General features: G+C 51.4%; 13 protein-coding genes. 8 read left to right on the forward strand and 5 right to left on the reverse strand.

The annotated features are described in order from the left end of the window. Window positions 1-183: 183 nt before the first annotated feature. Genes QQL65_RS07305 through QQL65_RS07340 form a run of 8 tightly spaced genes read left to right on the forward strand, consistent with a single transcriptional unit; the run spans window position 184 to window position 9,178 of the window. The gene (locus QQL65_RS07305) at window positions 184-633 is read left to right on the forward strand and encodes a hypothetical protein (RefSeq protein WP_284363193.1); all 450 of its coding nucleotides are present in this window, start codon (window positions 184-186) and stop codon (window positions 631-633) included. After that, window positions 630-2,831 (forward strand): NosR/NirI family protein, encoded by a 2,202-nt coding sequence (locus QQL65_RS07310; protein WP_284363195.1) that lies wholly within the window; start codon window positions 630-632, stop codon window positions 2,829-2,831. Before QQL65_RS07305 ends, QQL65_RS07310 begins: the two co-directional genes overlap by 4 nt. A gap of 25 nt (window positions 2,832-2,856) precedes the next feature. Then, a complete protein-coding gene (nosZ, locus tag QQL65_RS07315; protein ID WP_284363198.1) occupies window positions 2,857-4,770 on the forward strand; it encodes a TAT-dependent nitrous-oxide reductase in 1,914 nt (637 codons plus the stop codon). 14 nt (window positions 4,771-4,784) lie between these two features. Beyond that, window positions 4,785-6,041 carry a nitrous oxide reductase family maturation protein NosD gene (locus QQL65_RS07320; protein WP_284363199.1) on the forward strand — a complete coding sequence of 419 codons (1,257 nt, stop codon included), beginning with the start codon at window positions 4,785-4,787 and terminating at the stop codon, window positions 6,039-6,041. Then, window positions 6,041-6,940, forward strand: a complete 900-nt coding sequence (locus tag QQL65_RS07325; protein WP_284363200.1) for an ABC transporter ATP-binding protein — start codon at window positions 6,041-6,043, stop codon at window positions 6,938-6,940. Before QQL65_RS07320 ends, QQL65_RS07325 begins: the two co-directional genes overlap by 1 nt. Then, entirely contained in the window at window positions 6,937-7,758 is an 822-nt protein-coding gene (locus QQL65_RS07330; protein ID WP_284363201.1) for an ABC transporter permease, read from the forward strand. The genes QQL65_RS07325 and QQL65_RS07330 overlap by 4 nt, the downstream gene beginning before the upstream one ends. After that, window positions 7,755-8,279, forward strand: coding sequence for a nitrous oxide reductase accessory protein NosL (locus tag QQL65_RS07335; protein ID WP_284363202.1), 525 nt, complete (start codon window positions 7,755-7,757; stop codon window positions 8,277-8,279). The genes QQL65_RS07330 and QQL65_RS07335 overlap by 4 nt, the downstream gene beginning before the upstream one ends. Further along, on the forward strand, window positions 8,276-9,178 hold the full coding sequence (locus tag QQL65_RS07340; RefSeq protein ID WP_284363204.1) for an FAD:protein FMN transferase: 903 nt from the start codon (window positions 8,276-8,278) through the stop codon (window positions 9,176-9,178). The genes QQL65_RS07335 and QQL65_RS07340 overlap by 4 nt, the downstream gene beginning before the upstream one ends. Here the strand turns inward: QQL65_RS07340 and QQL65_RS07345 are convergent. From QQL65_RS07345 to QQL65_RS07365, 5 genes are read right to left on the reverse strand one after another with little or no spacing between them, the layout of a single operon-like run. Continuing rightward, a complete protein-coding gene (locus QQL65_RS07345) occupies window positions 9,127-10,128 on the reverse strand; it encodes an NAD(P)-dependent oxidoreductase (protein WP_284363206.1) in 1,002 nt (333 codons plus the stop codon). The genes QQL65_RS07340 and QQL65_RS07345 overlap by 52 nt on opposite strands. Beyond that, entirely contained in the window at window positions 10,100-12,754 is a 2,655-nt protein-coding gene (locus QQL65_RS07350) for a nitrate reductase (RefSeq protein ID WP_284363207.1), read from the reverse strand. The genes QQL65_RS07345 and QQL65_RS07350 overlap by 29 nt, the downstream gene beginning before the upstream one ends. Further along, window positions 12,754-13,077, reverse strand: a complete 324-nt coding sequence (gene nirD / locus QQL65_RS07355; RefSeq protein WP_284366241.1) for a nitrite reductase small subunit NirD — start codon at window positions 13,075-13,077, stop codon at window positions 12,754-12,756. The genes QQL65_RS07350 and nirD overlap by 1 nt, the downstream gene beginning before the upstream one ends. Before the next feature lie 17 nt (window positions 13,078-13,094). Next, window positions 13,095-15,545 carry a nitrite reductase large subunit NirB gene (gene nirB, locus QQL65_RS07360; RefSeq protein ID WP_284363208.1) on the reverse strand — a complete coding sequence of 817 codons (2,451 nt, stop codon included), beginning with the start codon at window positions 15,543-15,545 and terminating at the stop codon, window positions 13,095-13,097. A 9-nt stretch (window positions 15,546-15,554) separates the two neighbouring features. Beyond that, a complete protein-coding gene (locus QQL65_RS07365; protein ID WP_284363210.1) occupies window positions 15,555-17,309 on the reverse strand; it encodes an ABC transporter ATP-binding protein in 1,755 nt (584 codons plus the stop codon). Between the last annotated feature and the right edge of the window lie 11 nt (window positions 17,310-17,320).

Raw genomic sequence — 17,320 nt, forward strand, 5'->3', positions numbered from 1 at the left:
CAAGGTGGCAATTTGATGCAGCGCAAACTGGCGCCCATAATTTGAAGCGTTGCCGAACATCTCGCTCGATTTTTGACCATTAGTAAAAATATTTCGATCAACAGAACTTGAATTTGATCTAGAACAAAGTCTTGATGTTCATCAAGGCGTATCCAGCATCCGTAACGAAAATCGGTTTGCATCATGTACGCGCTTAGCAACACATTCAAGAACTCAGACACGCGAAGAGCTGCCTTCAAGCTCGTCGGCGAGTTCTTGATGATCTTTGCAGTTTTGATGATTGTTTCTCAGCCCTTCGCCGCGCAAGCAGCGCCTGACTTGCAAGTGATTTGTGGTGAGCAGGGTGTGTTGGTGGTCGATGCGAATGGCGTCGAACAAGATCAGAATTGCCCAGATTGCAATAAGTGCACTGATTGCGCGACACCGAGCGTTTGGCAGCTAGCGACGCTTGTCGACAAAGAGCAATTCTTAGCCGCAGCGCAATTCAAAGCAGATAGCCCATCTACAGAACGCAGAATAGTCACTGACTTGATCCACAGCCAAATGCTGCGCGGACCACCTTCCATGACAAGTAAAGTCAATATGTTATTTCCAAATCCATTCCCCGCCAGCCTTGTGGGAGCGTTCTCATGAGGCAGTTCAAACTAGCATTTCCACCCATTTTGATCTTGGCCGTAATTTCACTGGCCATTGCGTTCAACACATCTGCAGCGCTTGGGCAAACTGCGCGCCCGGTACTTGAAAAGTTTATCGATAAGGTCGCTGCGCAAACGTTCCATGCTGATGCAAGTTCATATGGCGACATCAAGCTTGATGTGCCTGTAGCGCCGATTCTCGTCGGCAGCGAAATTGTCGGCTACACATTCGTCACATCAGATTTTGTTGGCACCACGGGCTATTCGGGCAAACCCATCCACGTGATGGCTGCAATTGATTTGGACGGAAAGCTGCTGGGCGCTGAGATGGTTGAACACTCTGAGCCAATCGTCTTGATCGGCATTCCAGATAGCAAAATCAAAAAGCTGACCGCCAGCTATAAGGGCCTTGATATCGTCAAAGAGGCGGCTGAAGGCGGCTCTGCGCATGATCTAGAGATCATTTCTGGCGCCACTGTGACCATCATGATTATTGACGATTCTATCGTGCGGTCCGCCATTAAAGTGGCGCGTGCAATGGGCTTGGGCGGGTTGAGCAACGCCAGCGCCGACAATAGTCCGCAGCGCGAACTGAGCGCCGACGACACAATGATCAATGATTGGCATACCATGTCAGGTGACGGCACTGTGCGCCGCATGACATTGGATGTGGGGCAGATCAACGCAGCCTTTGAAGAAGCAGGTGACCCGCGCGCGATCAAACGACCTATCAAGAAAGATCCCGAAACCACCTATATTGATATGCATGCGGCGTTGGTCTCTGCACCCAGCATAGGCAAAAGCCTTTTGGGTGATGCTGAATATGCCAACCTTGTTGAGTGGCTAGACGAAGGCGAACAGGCGATTTTGATCGCCGGCCGTGGGCTCTATTCATTCAAAGGGTCAGGATATGTGCGCGGCGGCATCTTTGATCGCATCCAGCTGATCCAAGGCGACATTTCTGTCCGCTTTCACGATAAACAACAGCGTCGCTTAGGCGAAATCGCAGCTGACGGTGCGCCGAGTTTCACTGAACTTGACCTGTTCAAAATTCCAGCAAATGCTGAGTTTGATCCAACAAAACCTTGGCGTTTGCAGTTGCTCTCGCACCGAGAAGTTGGACCGGTTGATAAGACATTTCTAACATTCGACCTTGGTTACAAGTTGCCAGAACAATATTTGGCTCCATTGCCAGAAGTTGCGCCAGTTGCATCGGCTGTGGATGTCACTGACGACCAAGCTGCGCGCGCGGCACTTTGGCAACGCATTTGGCGCGACAAACAATTCGAGATTGTTGTGCTTGGCGTCATGCTAGCTGTACTGACCGCAACATTCTTCTTTCAAAAACAATTCACACAAAATGCGCGCTTTTTCTACTGGTTCCGCATGAGCTTTTTGGTGGTCACATTGGTGTTTCTTGGCTGGGGCCAGAACGCACAATTGTCGATCGTCAACTTGATGGCGCTCGCAGCAAGCTTGCAGCACGGCTTCAGTTGGGATGCGTTCTTGCTCGATCCATTGGTGTTCATCTTGTGGTTCTCTGTAGCGGCTGCCCTATTGTTTTGGGGACGTGGTGCTTTTTGTGGATGGCTCTGCCCATTTGGCGCATTGCAGGAAATCACCAACCAAATTGCCCGCTTTTTCAAGGTGCCCCAATGGGAGCTGCCATGGGGGCTGCACGAGCGCCTTTGGCCACTGAAATATATGATCTTTTTAGGATTGTTTGGCCTCTCATTGGTGTCCATTCCAATGGCTGAGCAATATGCGGAAGTTGAGCCATTTAAGACAGCCATAATTCTCAAATTTGATCGCGCATGGCCGTTCGTTGTTTTTGCCACTCTCATTTTGGGTGCTGGCCTGTTCATCGAACGTTTTTATTGCCGCTATCTTTGCCCCTTGGGCGCGGCGCTAGCGATCCCTGCACGGATCCGCATGTTTGATTGGCTCAAACGATACAAAGAATGCGGTAGCCCTTGCCAGACTTGTTCTAACGAATGTCCGGTTCAGGCGATCCACCCCACTGGGGAAATCAATCCAAACGAATGCGTCAACTGTTTGCACTGCCAAGTGCTCTACCAGGATGACCAGAAATGCCCTGTCTGTATCAAAAAACGAAAAGGACGGGAGCGTCGGAGCGCAAGCGAGGCAGCCTCCAGAGCAGCAATGGAAAAACTGCTCAACAAAAAGACCACTTAAGACAGTAGCGAAAAGGAGAGCTAACATGTCTGACAATGAAGTAAAAAAAGAAGGTATTTCCCGCCGGGATTTGCTTTCAGGAACAGGTGCAGGTGCATTTCTTGCTGGCGGTATTGCTGCCACTGGTGGCGCCGCGCTGATGGCAACACCTGCTGCTGCTTCGGAAGGTAGCCATTCACTCGCACCGGGTGAGTTGGACGAATATTACGGTTTCTGGTCATCAGGCCAAGCCGGTGAATTGCGCGTTCTTGGTGTACCTTCAATGCGTGAATTGATGCGCGTTCCAGTGTTTAACCGCTGTTCAGCGACTGGCTGGGGCCAAACCAACGAGTCACTGAAAATTCTGACTGAAGGTTTGACAGAAGAAACCAAAGAGTTTCTCGCTCAAAGCGGTCTAAAAACCTACGACCAAGGTGACCTTCACCACCCACACATGTCATTCACAGACGGCACATATGATGGCCGCTATCTGTTCATGAACGACAAAGCAAACACTCGTGTTGCGCGTGTGCGTCTTGACGTTATGAAATGCGACAAGATGATTGAGATTCCGAATGCCCATGACATCCACGGCCTTCGTCCTCAGAAATTCCCGCGCACTGGTTATGTGTTTGCGAACGGTGAGCACGAAGCACCATTGGTGAATGACGGCTCAACAATGCATGATGTGTCAACTTATACCAACATTTTCTCAGCCATCGATGGCGATGAGATGAAGGTAAGCTGGCAGGTTATGGTTTCTGGTAACCTTGATAACACGGACTGTGACTATCAGGGCAAATATGCCTTCTCAACAAGCTACAACTCAGAAATGGGTATGAACCTTGCTGAAATGACCGAAAACGAGATGGACCACGTTGTTGTGTTCAATCTTGCTGAGATCGAAAAAGGCGTAGCAAACGGCGACGTTCAAGTGCTCAACGGCGTGCCAGTAATCGATGGTCGTAAGGGATCAAACAAGAAATATACGCGTTATATTCCTATCCCGAACAGCCCACACGGCATCAACACAGCACCTGATAAGAAACACGTTTGTGTGGCTGGTAAATTGTCACCAACCGTTTCAGTGATCGACGTGACAAAACTAGACGCATTGTTCGAAGAAGATGCTGATCCACGTTCAGCAATCGTTGCTGAACCAGAATTGGGCCTTGGTCCATTGCACACTGCCTATGATGGCAAGGGCAATGCTTTCACAACCCTGTTCTTGGACAGCCAAGTTGTAAAATGGAACATCGACAAAGCGATCCGCCTCTATGCGGGTGAAGACGTTGATCCAATCATCTCAAAAGTGGACGTTGCATACCAGCCTGGTCACAACTCAACTTCTATGGGTGAAACAGCTGAAGCTGATGGCAAATGGCTTGTTTCAATGAACAAGTTCTCAAAAGACCGTTTCTTGAACGTTGGTCCTTTGAAGCCTGAAAACGAGCAATTGATCGACATTTCATCTGATGAGATGAAAATCGTTCACGATGGCCCAACATTCGCAGAACCTCACGATTCAATCATCGTGCACCGTTCAAAAGTGAACCCAAGCAATGTTTGGGATCGCAATGATCCAATGTTCGATGATGCGAAGGCTCAAGCTGCTGCTGATGGTGTGGACTTGGAGGAAGGTTCAGAAGAAGTCATTCGTGATGGCAACAAAGTGCGTGTCTACATGACATCAATGGCGCCAAACTTCTCGCTTGAAAGCTTCACAGTGAAACAAGGCGACGAAGTAACCGTCTACGTCACAAACCTTGATGACATTGATGATCTAACTCACGGCTTCTCATTGTCTAACCACAATGTGGCTATGGAAGTTGGACCACAAGCAACAGCGTCCATCACTTTCATTGCGGGTCGTCCTGGCGTTCACTGGTTCTATTGCCAGTGGTTCTGTCATGCGCTGCACATGGAAATGCGCGGCCGGATGTTCGTCGAGCCAAAATAAGGACTGCCAAACAAATGCTTCGCCTTCTTGCCCTTTTGCTGATTATGTTCAGCGCGGCCACCGCCATGGCCCGCGAATGGCAAATTGCGCCTGAAGGTGAAGCCTTGGCAATCGCTTTGCAAAATGCTGAGGCGGGTGACATCATCCGCCTAGCGCCTGGTACTTACAAAGGACCAATTGAGATTGATAAATCAATCGTTCTAGATGGGCAGAGCCATGCCCACGTGATAGGCAATGAACAAGGGTCTGTCGTAACCATTTTAGCCAAAGACGTGACCGTGCGCGGTCTCAAAATCACAGGCTCTGGTTCAGACGGTGAAACCAAAGACGCCGGCATCACAATATCGAAAACAGCCGACCGTGCGCTGGTGGAGCACAATGAGCTGATTGGCAATCTTGTTGGAATCGATATTCACGGCACCAAAAATGCCTTGGTGCAAAAAAACAAAATCGAGGGCCGCCTAGACCATCGCATGAATGCGCGAGGCAATGGTGTATATGTCTGGAACGCGACCGGCAGCAAAGTCATTGGAAATGACATTCGTTATGGGCGCGACGGCATATTTGTAAACACGTCAAAAAAGAATGTCTTTGAAGGCAATCGCATGCGCGACTTGCGATTTGCGATCCACTATATGCACGCCAACAATTCCGTCGTGCGGGGGAACACTTCGCTTGCCAATCACCTTGGCTACGCCATCATGTATTCGGACAATGTGGTGATTGAGAACAATCTTAGCCGAGGCGACCGCGACCATGGCATCATGCTCAATTACACAAACAAGAGCACAATCATTGGTAATCGAGTTGAAGAAGGTGGCGAGAAATGCGTGTTTATCTACAATGCGCACAAAAATCAGTTTAACCAAAATCTGTTCGCCCAATGCCAAATTGGCATTCACTTCACCGCAGGTTCTGAACGCAACACATTCGCGCAAAATTCATTCATTTCAAATCGCACACAAGTCAAATATGTGGGGTCCAAATGGGTGGACTGGAGTGTTGAAGGCAAAGGGAACTTCTGGTCCGATCACTCAGCCTTTGACCTAGATGGCAATGGCATCGCCGATGCTGCCTATCGCCCCAACGACATAATGGACCATGTTTTGTGGACACAACCTGCGGCCAAGTCGCTGCTCGGCTCGCCTGCCGTGCAGTTGATCCGATGGTCGCAATCAGCGTTCCCCGCGCTTTTGCCCGGCGGCGTGGTCGACAAAGCGCCATTGATGCAGCCAGTGCTGCCAAACCTGAAAGAATGGGAGGAACGATAATGCCTGCCCTCAAAATCGAACATGTGATCAAACGCCATGGCACATTGGAAACCGTATCGGACGTTTCCCTTAATGTGGAGCCAGGCGAACGTGTCGCGCTGCTCGGCCATAATGGTGCGGGTAAAACAACCATCATCAAGATGGTGCTGGGATTGATGCCGATAACTGCTGGGTCAATTGATGTGCTCGGTCATGCACCCGGAACGGCGGCCGCCCGAAAACAAACGGGATATTTGCCCGAAAGCGTTGCGTTTCATGGTGCGCTTACCGGGCGTGAGCAATTGCACCATTTCGCACGGCTAAAATCCACTTCCCTTAAAGCAGCGGATGATTTGCTTGAGCGTGTGGGATTGGCCCACGCTGCTGACCGTAGAATTCGAACCTATTCAAAGGGTATGCGCCAACGCATAGGCTTGGCGCAGGTTGTGTTGGGGCAGCCGAAACTGGCCATTTTGGATGAACCCACAAGCGGGCTCGATCCAGTCAGTCGCCATGAGTTCTACGATATCGTTGAAGAGCTAGCGAATAACGGCTCCGCTGTGATGTTGTCCTCTCACGCGCTAACCGAGTTAGAACTGCGCACCGATCGGATTGCAATCCTATCCAAGGGGCAATTGGTGGCCAATGACAGTCTGCAAAAACTGCGCGATCTCGCCAGCTTGCCCATCAAGTTCAAAGTCACTGCGTCTAATGACACCATTGAAGGTGTGAACCAACAGTTGGGCGGCAAGCGGGTCAACTGCCAATCGCTGGAACTGATGTGCGCGCCAGATCAAAAAATCGGCGTTCTCTCTGCAATTACTGCGCTTGGCCCAGTGGTTAAGGATGTGGATGTCACGCCAGCAAGTTTGGAAGAGCTTTATCGCCATTTCAGCAACGTTGAGGAGCAAACAAAATGACCTCAATCCTGTCCATTGCACGACTAGAACTGTTAATTGCCCGACGCAATCTCTGGGTAGCTACGGCCATCCTATTGATGGCGTTGTTCAATGTGGTCTTGACCATTGCCGGCAACGCCCCAACTGGTGATCTGGGCGCAAGCCCGATGATCATCGCGATCACTTCAATCACAACTTTGTCCGTCTATTTGGTGCCACTTATTGGTCTCTTATTGTCGTTCGACGCCATTGCAGGAGAAGCCGAACGGGGCACGCTGACTTTGGGTTTGTCTTATCCATTGTCGCGCGCTGAAATACTGCTCGGTAAATTCATTGCCCATATGGTTGTGTTGGGCGCCGCTATCGCAATTGGCTTGGGCCTAACCACCGCGATTATTGCTTCAAGGCACGGCGTAGGCGCTATTGAGTGGGGGCCCTTGTCCGCACTCTATTTTACTTCGTTGGCACTTGGCGCAACATTTCTTGGGCTCGGCTACACCATCTCCTCTTTGGTCAAACAAACAGGTGCTGCGTCAGGTGTCGCGATTGGTCTCTGGCTCATTGCAGTAGTGCTTTATGATTTGGGTTTGTTGGGTGCGCTTGTGGCAGATGCGGGCGGGACCTTCTCAAAAACCATTTTCCCCTATGCATTGGTCGCAAATCCAGCTGATGCTTTCCGCTTGCTCAATATGCCGGATCAGTCCGTCAATATGCTTGCATCAGGCCTTGGTGCCGCCAGCAGCGTCACTGGCTTCTATGGCCAATTGACCTCTTTGTTGCTGTGGCCAGTGGTCGCCCTTTTGTTCGCTCTTCTTGCCTTTAGAAAGGTCGAGCCATGATCAATATTAGGACTGTAGCATTGCTTGGAAGTGCGTTGTTTCTTGTGGGGTGTTCCAGTGAGGCGGCGGTGCAAAACGCACCCGACCCAATCGCTTTGACCGAGGAGGCCGCGGGCCATTATTGCCAAATGGTGATTTTGGAACATGATGGGCCCAAGGCTCAGATGTATCTTGCAGGCATGCAAAATCCATTGTGGTTTTCCCAAGTACGCGATGGTCTTGCCTACATCAAATCCCCCGAACAATCGGCAGAGATTTTGGTGATGTATGTCAATGATATGGGCAAAGCAAAAAGCTGGTCAGAACCAGGTGATATGAATTGGATCAGAGCAGATGAGGCATATTACGTTGTCGGCTCCGACGCAAAAGGGGGAATGGGTGCCCCTGAATTAGCGCCATTTTCTTCAAAGGAAAAAGCCCTTGAATTTGCCGCTCTTCGTGGCGGTGAAGTGAAGTTGTTGGACGAGATTTCAGCACAGGCTGTGCTGGCTCCGGTAGATGAAGAAGGGTCAGATCAATGATCACTAGGCGTCGCATGATTTCAATCTTGGCGGGTGCAGCTGCATTGCCGGTGCTTGGCACAGTCGCTAACGCGTCTGTCGTGAATTGGCGCGGCGTTGCGTTGGGTGCAAATGCGAATATCGTGCTCGATCATCCAAACGCTGACGCATTGCTTGATAGTGCTTTGCAAGAAATTGCACGGTTGGAAAAAGTGTTTTCCTTGTATCAGTCCGATAGCCAACTTTCAATTCTCAACCGCTATGGCGCGCTTGCTGCGCCTGCAATCGAGTTACTAGATTTGCTCAATATCAGCGCCCGAATTGTGAATGAAACCAATGGCGCATTTGATCCAACCATCCAACCCTTATGGGCGCTTTATGCGCAAAGATACGCGGCAGGAGCAAAACCTTCAAAAGCCGAAATTGCGGACGCGCGAAGCCGAGTTGGATTTCAAAATATCACCGTGTCGCCAGAAATGGTTTCATTTTCCAAACCCGGCATGGCGTTGACGTTCAATGGTATCGCCCAAGGCTATATTGCTGACAAGGTGGCGCAATTGCTGCGGCGAGAAGGCGTAACGGACGTGTTGGTCAATACGGGCGAGATCAATGCGATTGGCATTGCCCCTGATGGTGGCGCTTGGCCGATCACTTTGGCGGATCAACAGCGCCAGCTTTCAAATGCGGCGATCGCAACATCAGCGCCAAATGGCACATTCTTTGATCAGCAAGGCATTGTTGGCCACATTCTTGATCCGCGTACTGGCTTGCCGGGTGGCAACTGGCAAACAATCAGTGTGATTGATAAATCAGCGGCACGTGCTGATGGCCTGTCCACGGCATTTTGCTTGATGAGCAAAGAGCAAATTCATGCTGTTTCGGGTACACATGAAGTTGTTTTTGGGGAAGCTTCTAGCTGATCAAAAAGGCATGGATTACCCTCAATTAGTTTGACCACGTGCTTGCCCGCCGGTGCATTGGCGATGTTCGGATCATCGACGCAAACTCTTTTGGCTTCGCGCCGCGCTAACTCTAATATTGCGTCAGGCGTAGTTGAGCTGTGCACAATCACATCGGCAGACTGCAATGCCCGCATCGCTTTGATGGTGACCATTTCAGGATCGTCAACGCGATAGCCGATATGGGTCAGAATTGAAGGCCGAGATGCGCCAGATTTGATGTTTTTGGCCGCCTCAATTAACTCTTCAGTGCTTGAGGGTTTGACCTCTTCGCGAAAAGCTTTGTCGACAAACCGCTCCCAAAAGCTGCGCCGTTCATGGCCAGGTGCCAACATGGCATTGGCCTTTTCTCGAAACTGTTGTGCCAGGGCAGCCCATGCCGATAGCTTGGCGGGCAACACCATTTCAATGCGACGCCGAATGGCCTGACCAAAAATGGGCGCGGCACTGCTTGTTGAAATCGCGATCACGGCAGGTGAGCGATTGACGATTGAGCCGAACTGAAAATCGCAATGCTCGGGCTGGTCAATAATGTTCACAGGCACGCCGTAAAGCTTGGCAATTGATCTCACTTGCTTTGCCGCATGTGCGTTGGGCGCATCGCAGATCACCATGGAGGCTTCAGCAATGTCTGTCGCCAATTGATGTTGCCGCCGGATGTAGAAACGGTCGGCCGATGATTTGATCAAAGCCTTGAAGTCATCGCTATAGCTCGCCGCGTGAACAAATACTTTCGCACCCGCCGCAGCGAGCAGCTCTGCCTTCCACGCAGCAGCATCTGTGCCGCCAATGATCAGCACCTGTTTGCCGGTAAGGTTGAAAAAAACCGGCAATACGGACAGCTCATCGATGCGCTTTTTGCGCGTTTGCGTAACCGGGCGACTACTCTGCCGCAAGAAGGGCGCGTTCATGTATCAACTCCGCTATTTCCGCTTTGCAAGACCCACAATTGGTGCCTGCACTAAGTTTTTGGCCAATCTCGGCAACCGACCGGCAGCCATTGTCCGCTGCTTCCAATATCTGGTTGGCACCGACTGAAAAGCAGCTACACACAATTGGCCCCGGGTCTGGCATATCCTTGCCGGGACGCCCAGCAACCATGCGATAGCGGCGTGTGGGATCGTCAAATGTCGCGTCCAATTGCGCGACAGCCCAATCGCGCGACACCGCTACAGGTTCAGCGCCAAAATAAATCGCCGTGCGCAAGTGCGCGCCATCAAACCAAGCCAGTCGTTGCTGGTTTTCTTTTGGGGCATGAAACGCCACATCGGCGGTATCCACATCGGTATTCGCGATTGCTTTCACCAAATTGGGGAGAGCACGCGCGCTGTTATGCGCAAACTCAATGCGCCATCCTGATTTGGTAATCGCCTTGGCCCAATAGGCTGTGGGCAAATCCATAGGTTCATGCCGCGTCACGGCAAATCCAAAAATTGCCATTCTGGCGCGCTCCAAAGTCACCCGTCCGCTTTTCAGTGCGGGTTGGCCAGAATGGGGGTCAAGGTCCGCTTTCACCATGGCGTTGACCGACGTCAGTGAGGAAAGGTTTGAACTCCAATGCATGGGGGCAAAAACGTGGCCCGTTTGGATCTTGTCGCTGATCAGTGCGCGCAAAATTATCTCTGTTCTGCCTGACCTCAACAAAACCAAATCGGCGCTTTCAATTCCAAGCCGCGAAGCGTCACTTCGGGCAATCTCACAATAGGGCTCGGCAATGTGGCCGGATAAAGTCGGGCTTTTGCCGGTCCGGGTCATCGTGTGCCAGTGGTCGCGCACCCGCCCAGTGTTTAGCACTTGCTTGCCGCGACCAGGTTTGGTTTGAGATTGCAGACGCGTTGGCACGAAATTGGCGCGTTTGTCTTTCGTGTAAAAACTACCGTTCGCGAAGAAGCGGGTGATTGATGGTTCTGCATTTTTCGGTTGTGGCCATTGAAATGGCGAAAGCGCATCGTAAGCCGCTTCAGAAACATCAGCATAAGCGCCAATGTCGAAGTCGCGTTTTCCATCGTTTTTGTGGCCAGAAAGGGCTGCGTGTTCGGCAAAGATTTCTGCAGCGCTTTTGAAAGAAAAGGCGTCAACAAAGCCCATTTTTTTGCCCACCTCAGCCACATGCCACCAATCAGGTCTCGCTTCTCCCGGTGCAGGCAAAAAGGCGCGTTGGCGCGACACTCGGCGCTCAGAATTGGTGACCGTGCCCGACTTTTCCCCCCAACCAAGGGCCGGCAGTTTCACGGTTGCAAACTGCGAGGTGGCAGTGTCTGCCATGATGTCAGAGACGATGACCGTGGGGCAATTGGCCAATGCTTTGGCGACATTTTCCGTTTCTGGCAGGCTGACCATGGGATTGGTTCCCATGATCCAAAGGGCTTTGATCTTGCCCGTTTTAAGTGCCCGGAAAAGCTCGACAGCTTTTAATCCGGGCTTGGGGGCGAGGTTCGGCGCTCCCCAAAACTCTTGCACCAACGTGCGGTGCTCTTGATTTTCCATATCCATATGCGCGGCGAGCATGTTGGCCAATCCACCCACTTCGCGGCCACCCATCGCATTGGGTTGCCCGGTAAGTGAAAATGGCCCCATGCCCTTGCGCCCAATGCGACCGGTCGCGAGATGGCAATTGATAATGGCGTTGACTTTGTCAGTGCCACTTGTGGATTGGTTGACCCCTTGGCTAAAGCAGGTCACCACTTTTTCGGTGTTCACAAAGAGTGAGTAAAACTCGTCCAGCTGCGCAGCACTTAGCCCTGTTTGTTTGATGAGCTCTTTTTGGCTGATTTGCGTGGCGTTTACAGCTGCAGCAAATCCTGTGGTGTGATCGCCCACATAGTTGGTGTCCACCATTTGGCTGGCAACGATGCGCTGCAACAATCCGTTGAAAAGCGCCACATCGCCATCTGGCTTGATGGGTAAATGCAGATTGGCCAGCTCAGCCGTTTTGGTGCGCCGTGGGTCAATCACAACAATATTGAGCCCGGGCCGCTGTTCTTTTGCAGCCATTAGACGTTGAAACAAAACCGGGTGGCACCATGTCATATTGGAGCCAACCAGAACCACCAGGTCTGCGTGCTCCAGATCTTCATAATTCCCAGGCACCGTGTCAGCGCCGAAGGCACGCTTGTGTCCTGCTACAGTTGAAGACATGCAAAGCCGCGAATTGGTGTCCACATTGGCAGAGCCAATGAAGCCCTTCATCAGCTTGTTGGCAATGTAATAGTCCTCGGTCAGCATTTGCCCGGACAAATAAAAGCCAACAGAATCGGGGCCGTGTTTTTGAATGGTGGTGTTGAGTTTGTGCGCCACATGATCAAGCGCTTGGTCCCAGCCAACTGTTTTGCCGTCAACTTCCGGGTAGAGCAGGCGACCGTCTAGGCCCAATGTTTCACCCAATGCATTGCCCTTTGAGCAAAGTCGACCATAATTCGCTGGGTGACCTGGATCGCCTTCGATGGAGACATGGCCATTTTGCTGCGGCGTTGCCAACACGCCGCAACCAACCCCGCAATAGGGGCAAGTGGTGCGAATGGTACCGCTATCCACCATTAGCGCAATTCCTCCAGATCAAGTAGCAAGCGCCCATCACGCACTTCGACAGTGAAGGTGCGTGTTTCACCCTCGTCAGCACCCTGTGCTTGACCGGAACTGAGTGAAATCACCCAATTGTGCAATGGGCAGGTGACACAGCCATCGTGCACAATGCCTTGGCTGAGCGGCCCATGCTTGTGTGGACACTTATCTTCCAAAGCAAAAAACTGGTCATCTTGGGTGCGGAAAATTGCGATAGTGAGATCGCCTTTTTTGACGCAGCGCGCGCCACGTTGTGGCACTTCTTCGGTTGCGCCTACATCAATCCAGTCTTGCGACATTGCTACATTTACAGCGCTCATTCTGCCGCCTCCAAGTCAAGCGTGGCTATTGGTTTGAATTCGTGTTTGTCCTTGCCCGAAACCCGTTCGGACCACGGATCAACTTGCGCAAATTTTTGGCTAAATACAAACCGGTCGAAATAGTCTTTTCTGCGGTCCTCGTCGTCCATGATTTGCTTGCGAATTTCATCCAAGCCTATGCGGGCCGCCCATTTGTAAATCCGCTCAAGGTAGAAGCCTTGCTCGCGATACATTTGTGCGAGTGCAACCACATGTTCCAACGCTTCATTTTCGGTTGTGACCTTGCCCAAAATCTCAGTGCCTTTTATGTCGAGACCGGCTGCGCCTGCGAAGTGAATTTCGTAGCCACTATCAACGCAGATAATGCCAATGTCTTTGCAGGTCGCTTCGGCGCAGTTTCTAGGGCAGCCTGAAACCGCAAGCTTCAGTTTTGCAGGTGTCCAGGACCCCCACATAAACTTCTCAAGCTTGATGCCTAACCCTGTGCTGTCTTGGGTGCCGAAACGGCACCAGTCGCTGCCAACGCATGTCTTTACCGTGCGCAAACCTTTGGCGTAGGCTTGTCCTGAAACAAATCCTGCCTTTCCAAGATCCGCCCAAACAGCGGGAAGGTCTTCCTTTTTGATGCCCAACATGTCGATGCGTTGACCACCCGTAACTTTGACGCTGGGAATATCAAACTTGTCGACCACATCGGCTATGGCGCGTAGCTCAGAGGATGATGTCATGCCGCCCCACATGCGTGGAACCACCGAATAAGTGCCGTCTTTTTGGATGTTGGCGTGAACACGCTCATTAATGTAGCGAGACTGATAGTCGTCAGCGTAAACGTCAGGCCAATCGCACACCAGATAGTAGTTGAGTGCTGGGCGACATTTGGCGCAACCGCATGAAGTTTTCCATTCTAGCTCCTGCATCACAGCAGGGATAGATTTTAGCTCTTTTGCTTTGATCAGGCGGCGCACATCGCCATGTCCCAAATCAGTGCACGGGCACATGGATTGCGCAGCATTTGCGCTGAAGTCATCGCCTAAGGTTAGCGCCATCAGCTGCTCAACCAAACCGGTGCATGTGCCGCAAGACGCTGAAGCCTTAGTGTGGGCGCGCACCTCATCTAGCGAAGTGAGGCCTTTTTCTTGAATAGTTCCGACGATTTTAGATTTGCAAATGCCATTGCAGCCGCAGATTTCTGCATCATCGGGCAACGCTGCAACGGCCGCCATGGGGTCCATTGCGGCCCCTCCTTGATAGGCTTGGCCGAATATCAAGGTATCTCGCATTTCAGAAACGTCTGTTTCTTTCTTCTTCAGGTCGTTAAACCACGCACCATCCGAAGTTTCACCGTAAAGAACCGTGCCAATGATTTTATTGTCCTGCAAAATGACGCGTTTGTAGATACCCGCATTTGCATCGCGCAAAACGATCTCGTCGCGGTCTTCGCCTTCAGCAAAGTCACCAACCGAGAACAAGTCGATGCCCGTAACTTTGAGCTTTGTTGCAGTGTCTTGGTGTTGGAACGATTGGCTGTCGTCACCCGTCAATGTGTGAGCGGCGATACGTGCCATTTCGTATAGGGGTGCCACCAAGCCATAGACCTGTCCGTCAATCTCTGCGCATTCGCCCAAAGCCAAAATGTCTGGGTCGCTGGTGCGCATTTGCGGATCAACAACAATGCCGCGATTGACGTTTAGATCTGCTTCGGAGCCCAAAATGCCATTGGGGCGAATGCCTACCGCCATCACAACAAGCGAGCAATCGATCACTTCGCCATTTTCGAGCTCAAGTCCTTCGACCTTTTTGTCGCCCAAAATGCGTTTGGTGTTTGCTTGGGTTTTCACCGCAATGCCGCGGCTTTCCATTTCCTTTTGCAATAAGTAGCCAGCAGATGGATCTAGCTGGCGCTCCATCAAGGTTGGCATCAAGTGTACGACAGTTACGTCCATGCCACGCGCCTGAAGACCTGCCGCGGCTTCCAAACCAAGCAAGCCGCCGCCAATGACGACGGCTTTGTCGCGAGCTTGCGCCGCCAACATCATAGCGGTCACATCGTCCAAATCGCGGTAAGACAAAACGCCAGCCATATCGTGGCCGGGGACAGGAATGATAAATGGGTTTGAACCGGTGGCAATTGCCAGCTTGTCGTAGCTTTCGGTTGTGCCTTGGTCTGAGGTGACGGTTTTATTTTCCCGGTCGATCTCAACGATCTTGTGGCCTTTGTACAGCATGATCCCATGCTTGATGTACCAACCGTCACCATGGATGATGATTTCTTCAAAGCTCTTTTCGCCTGATAGGACAGGCGATAGCATGATCCGGTCATAATTGACGCGCGGCTCAGCGTTGAAAATGGTGACGTCATAAGCGTCAGGGGCCATTTCAAATAGATGCTCCAGCATACGCCCCGGCGCCATGCCATTGCCGATAATAACGAGTTTTTGTTTCTTCATTTTTGCCTCCTACTCAGCCGCAGCAATTGATGCTGCACGCTGGCGCGCAATGCGCGCGGCACGTTTTTCTTTAATGGCAGATAGCTGATCTTCGCTTGGGTCGGCGCCACCTTCATAAGCTTCCAAGAACTCCAATAGTTCTTCGCGGTAAGCGTAGTAATCAGGGTGATCAAGCAAGACTTTGCGCGAACGCGGTCGTGGCAAATCAACTTCCATAATGTTGCCGATTTTGGCGTTCGGGCCGTTCGACATCATCACCACGCGGTCGGCCAACAAAATCGCTTCGTCAACGTCGTGGGTTACGCAAATTGCGGTCACTTGGGTGCGCTTCCACACATCCATCAGCACGTCCTGCAATTCCCAGCGTGTTAGACTGTCGAGCATCCCAAACGGCTCATCAAGCAATAAAAGTTTTGGCGAAAGGGCAAATGCACGGGCAATGCCAACACGCTGTTTCATGCCGTTGGACAAGTCACCCGCAAGGCGTTGCATGCTGTCGGCAAGGCCAAGCTTGGAAAGGTAATATTCAACCACATCGCGACGTTCAGCTGCGCTGGCGTTTGGATATACTTTATCAACGCCCAGCTCCACATTTTCATAGGCGGTAAGCCACGGCATGAGGTTAGGTGCCTGGAACACCACCGCCTTGTCTGGGCCCGCATTGGAGATGTGATGGCCATCCAAAATAATGCCGCCTTCTGTGATCTTATTTAGACCCGCAGCCATCGACAAAACCGTCGACTTGCCGCAACCAGAGTGACCAATCAGGGTAATGAATTCACCTTTTTTGATTTTCATGTCGAACCCGTCGACAACGGTTAGCGGGCCTTTTGGTGTTGGATAGACCTTGGTGAGTTCAGAGAACTCCAGATAGCGTTCCTCGCGCCCAGTCGCAGACATCTCCGCATAGGCTTTCGGCAAGGCTTCTTTTTTACCTAGCCGCACCGGTTCGATATTTGGCAGCGCTACAAGTTCATCGCTCTCCTGTGCTTCAGCCCCAACAGTTATCAAATAGTCGGTTACTGCCGCTCGCAGCTTGATAAACCGCTCATCATTGTTCATTGCTGTACGGTCGCGTGGACGCTCGATATTTACCTCAAAGTGAGGTCCAAGCGTCGCATCAGGGCCGGGGTTTAATGGAATAATCCGGTCCGCTAGCAAAATCGCTTCATCCACATCGTTGGTGATCAGGATGATTGTCTTTTTCTCACGTTCGCAAATGTCTGCAAACTCATCTTGAAGCTTTGAGCGGGTGAGGGCATCAAGTGCTGATAGTGGTTCATCAAGCAGCAAAATCTCTGGCTGCATCGCAAGCGCGCGCGCCACAGAAACCCGTTGCCGCATACCACCAGACAACTCAGCGGGTCGTCGGTTTGTCGCATGGCTTAATCCAACCATGTCGATGTACCGATCAACGATTTCTTTGCGTTCAGCCTTAGGCTTGTCTTTGAAGACTTGATCAACAGCCAAGCTGACATTGCCTTCAACCGTAAGCCAAGGCATCAAAGAGTAAGATTGAAACACCACGCCACGTTCTGCGCCGGGGCCATCAATTTCTTGCCCACGATAAATAACGCCACCGCTGGTGGGTTCTTGCAGCCCAGCAAGGGCAGAGATCAGCGTCGTTTTGCCGGTGCCGGAGAACCCAACAATTGCAATGAATTCTCCTTCTTCGACCTTTAGATCAATGTCAGTGAGGACCCTCTGACACTGGTCTCCTTCGCCGAAATGCACCGACAATTTCGAAATTTCTAATATCGACATTGTGTACTCCC

It is taken from the genome of Maritalea porphyrae (genome assembly GCF_030159895.1).
Taxonomy (GTDB): domain Bacteria; phylum Pseudomonadota; class Alphaproteobacteria; order Rhizobiales; family Devosiaceae; genus Maritalea; species Maritalea porphyrae.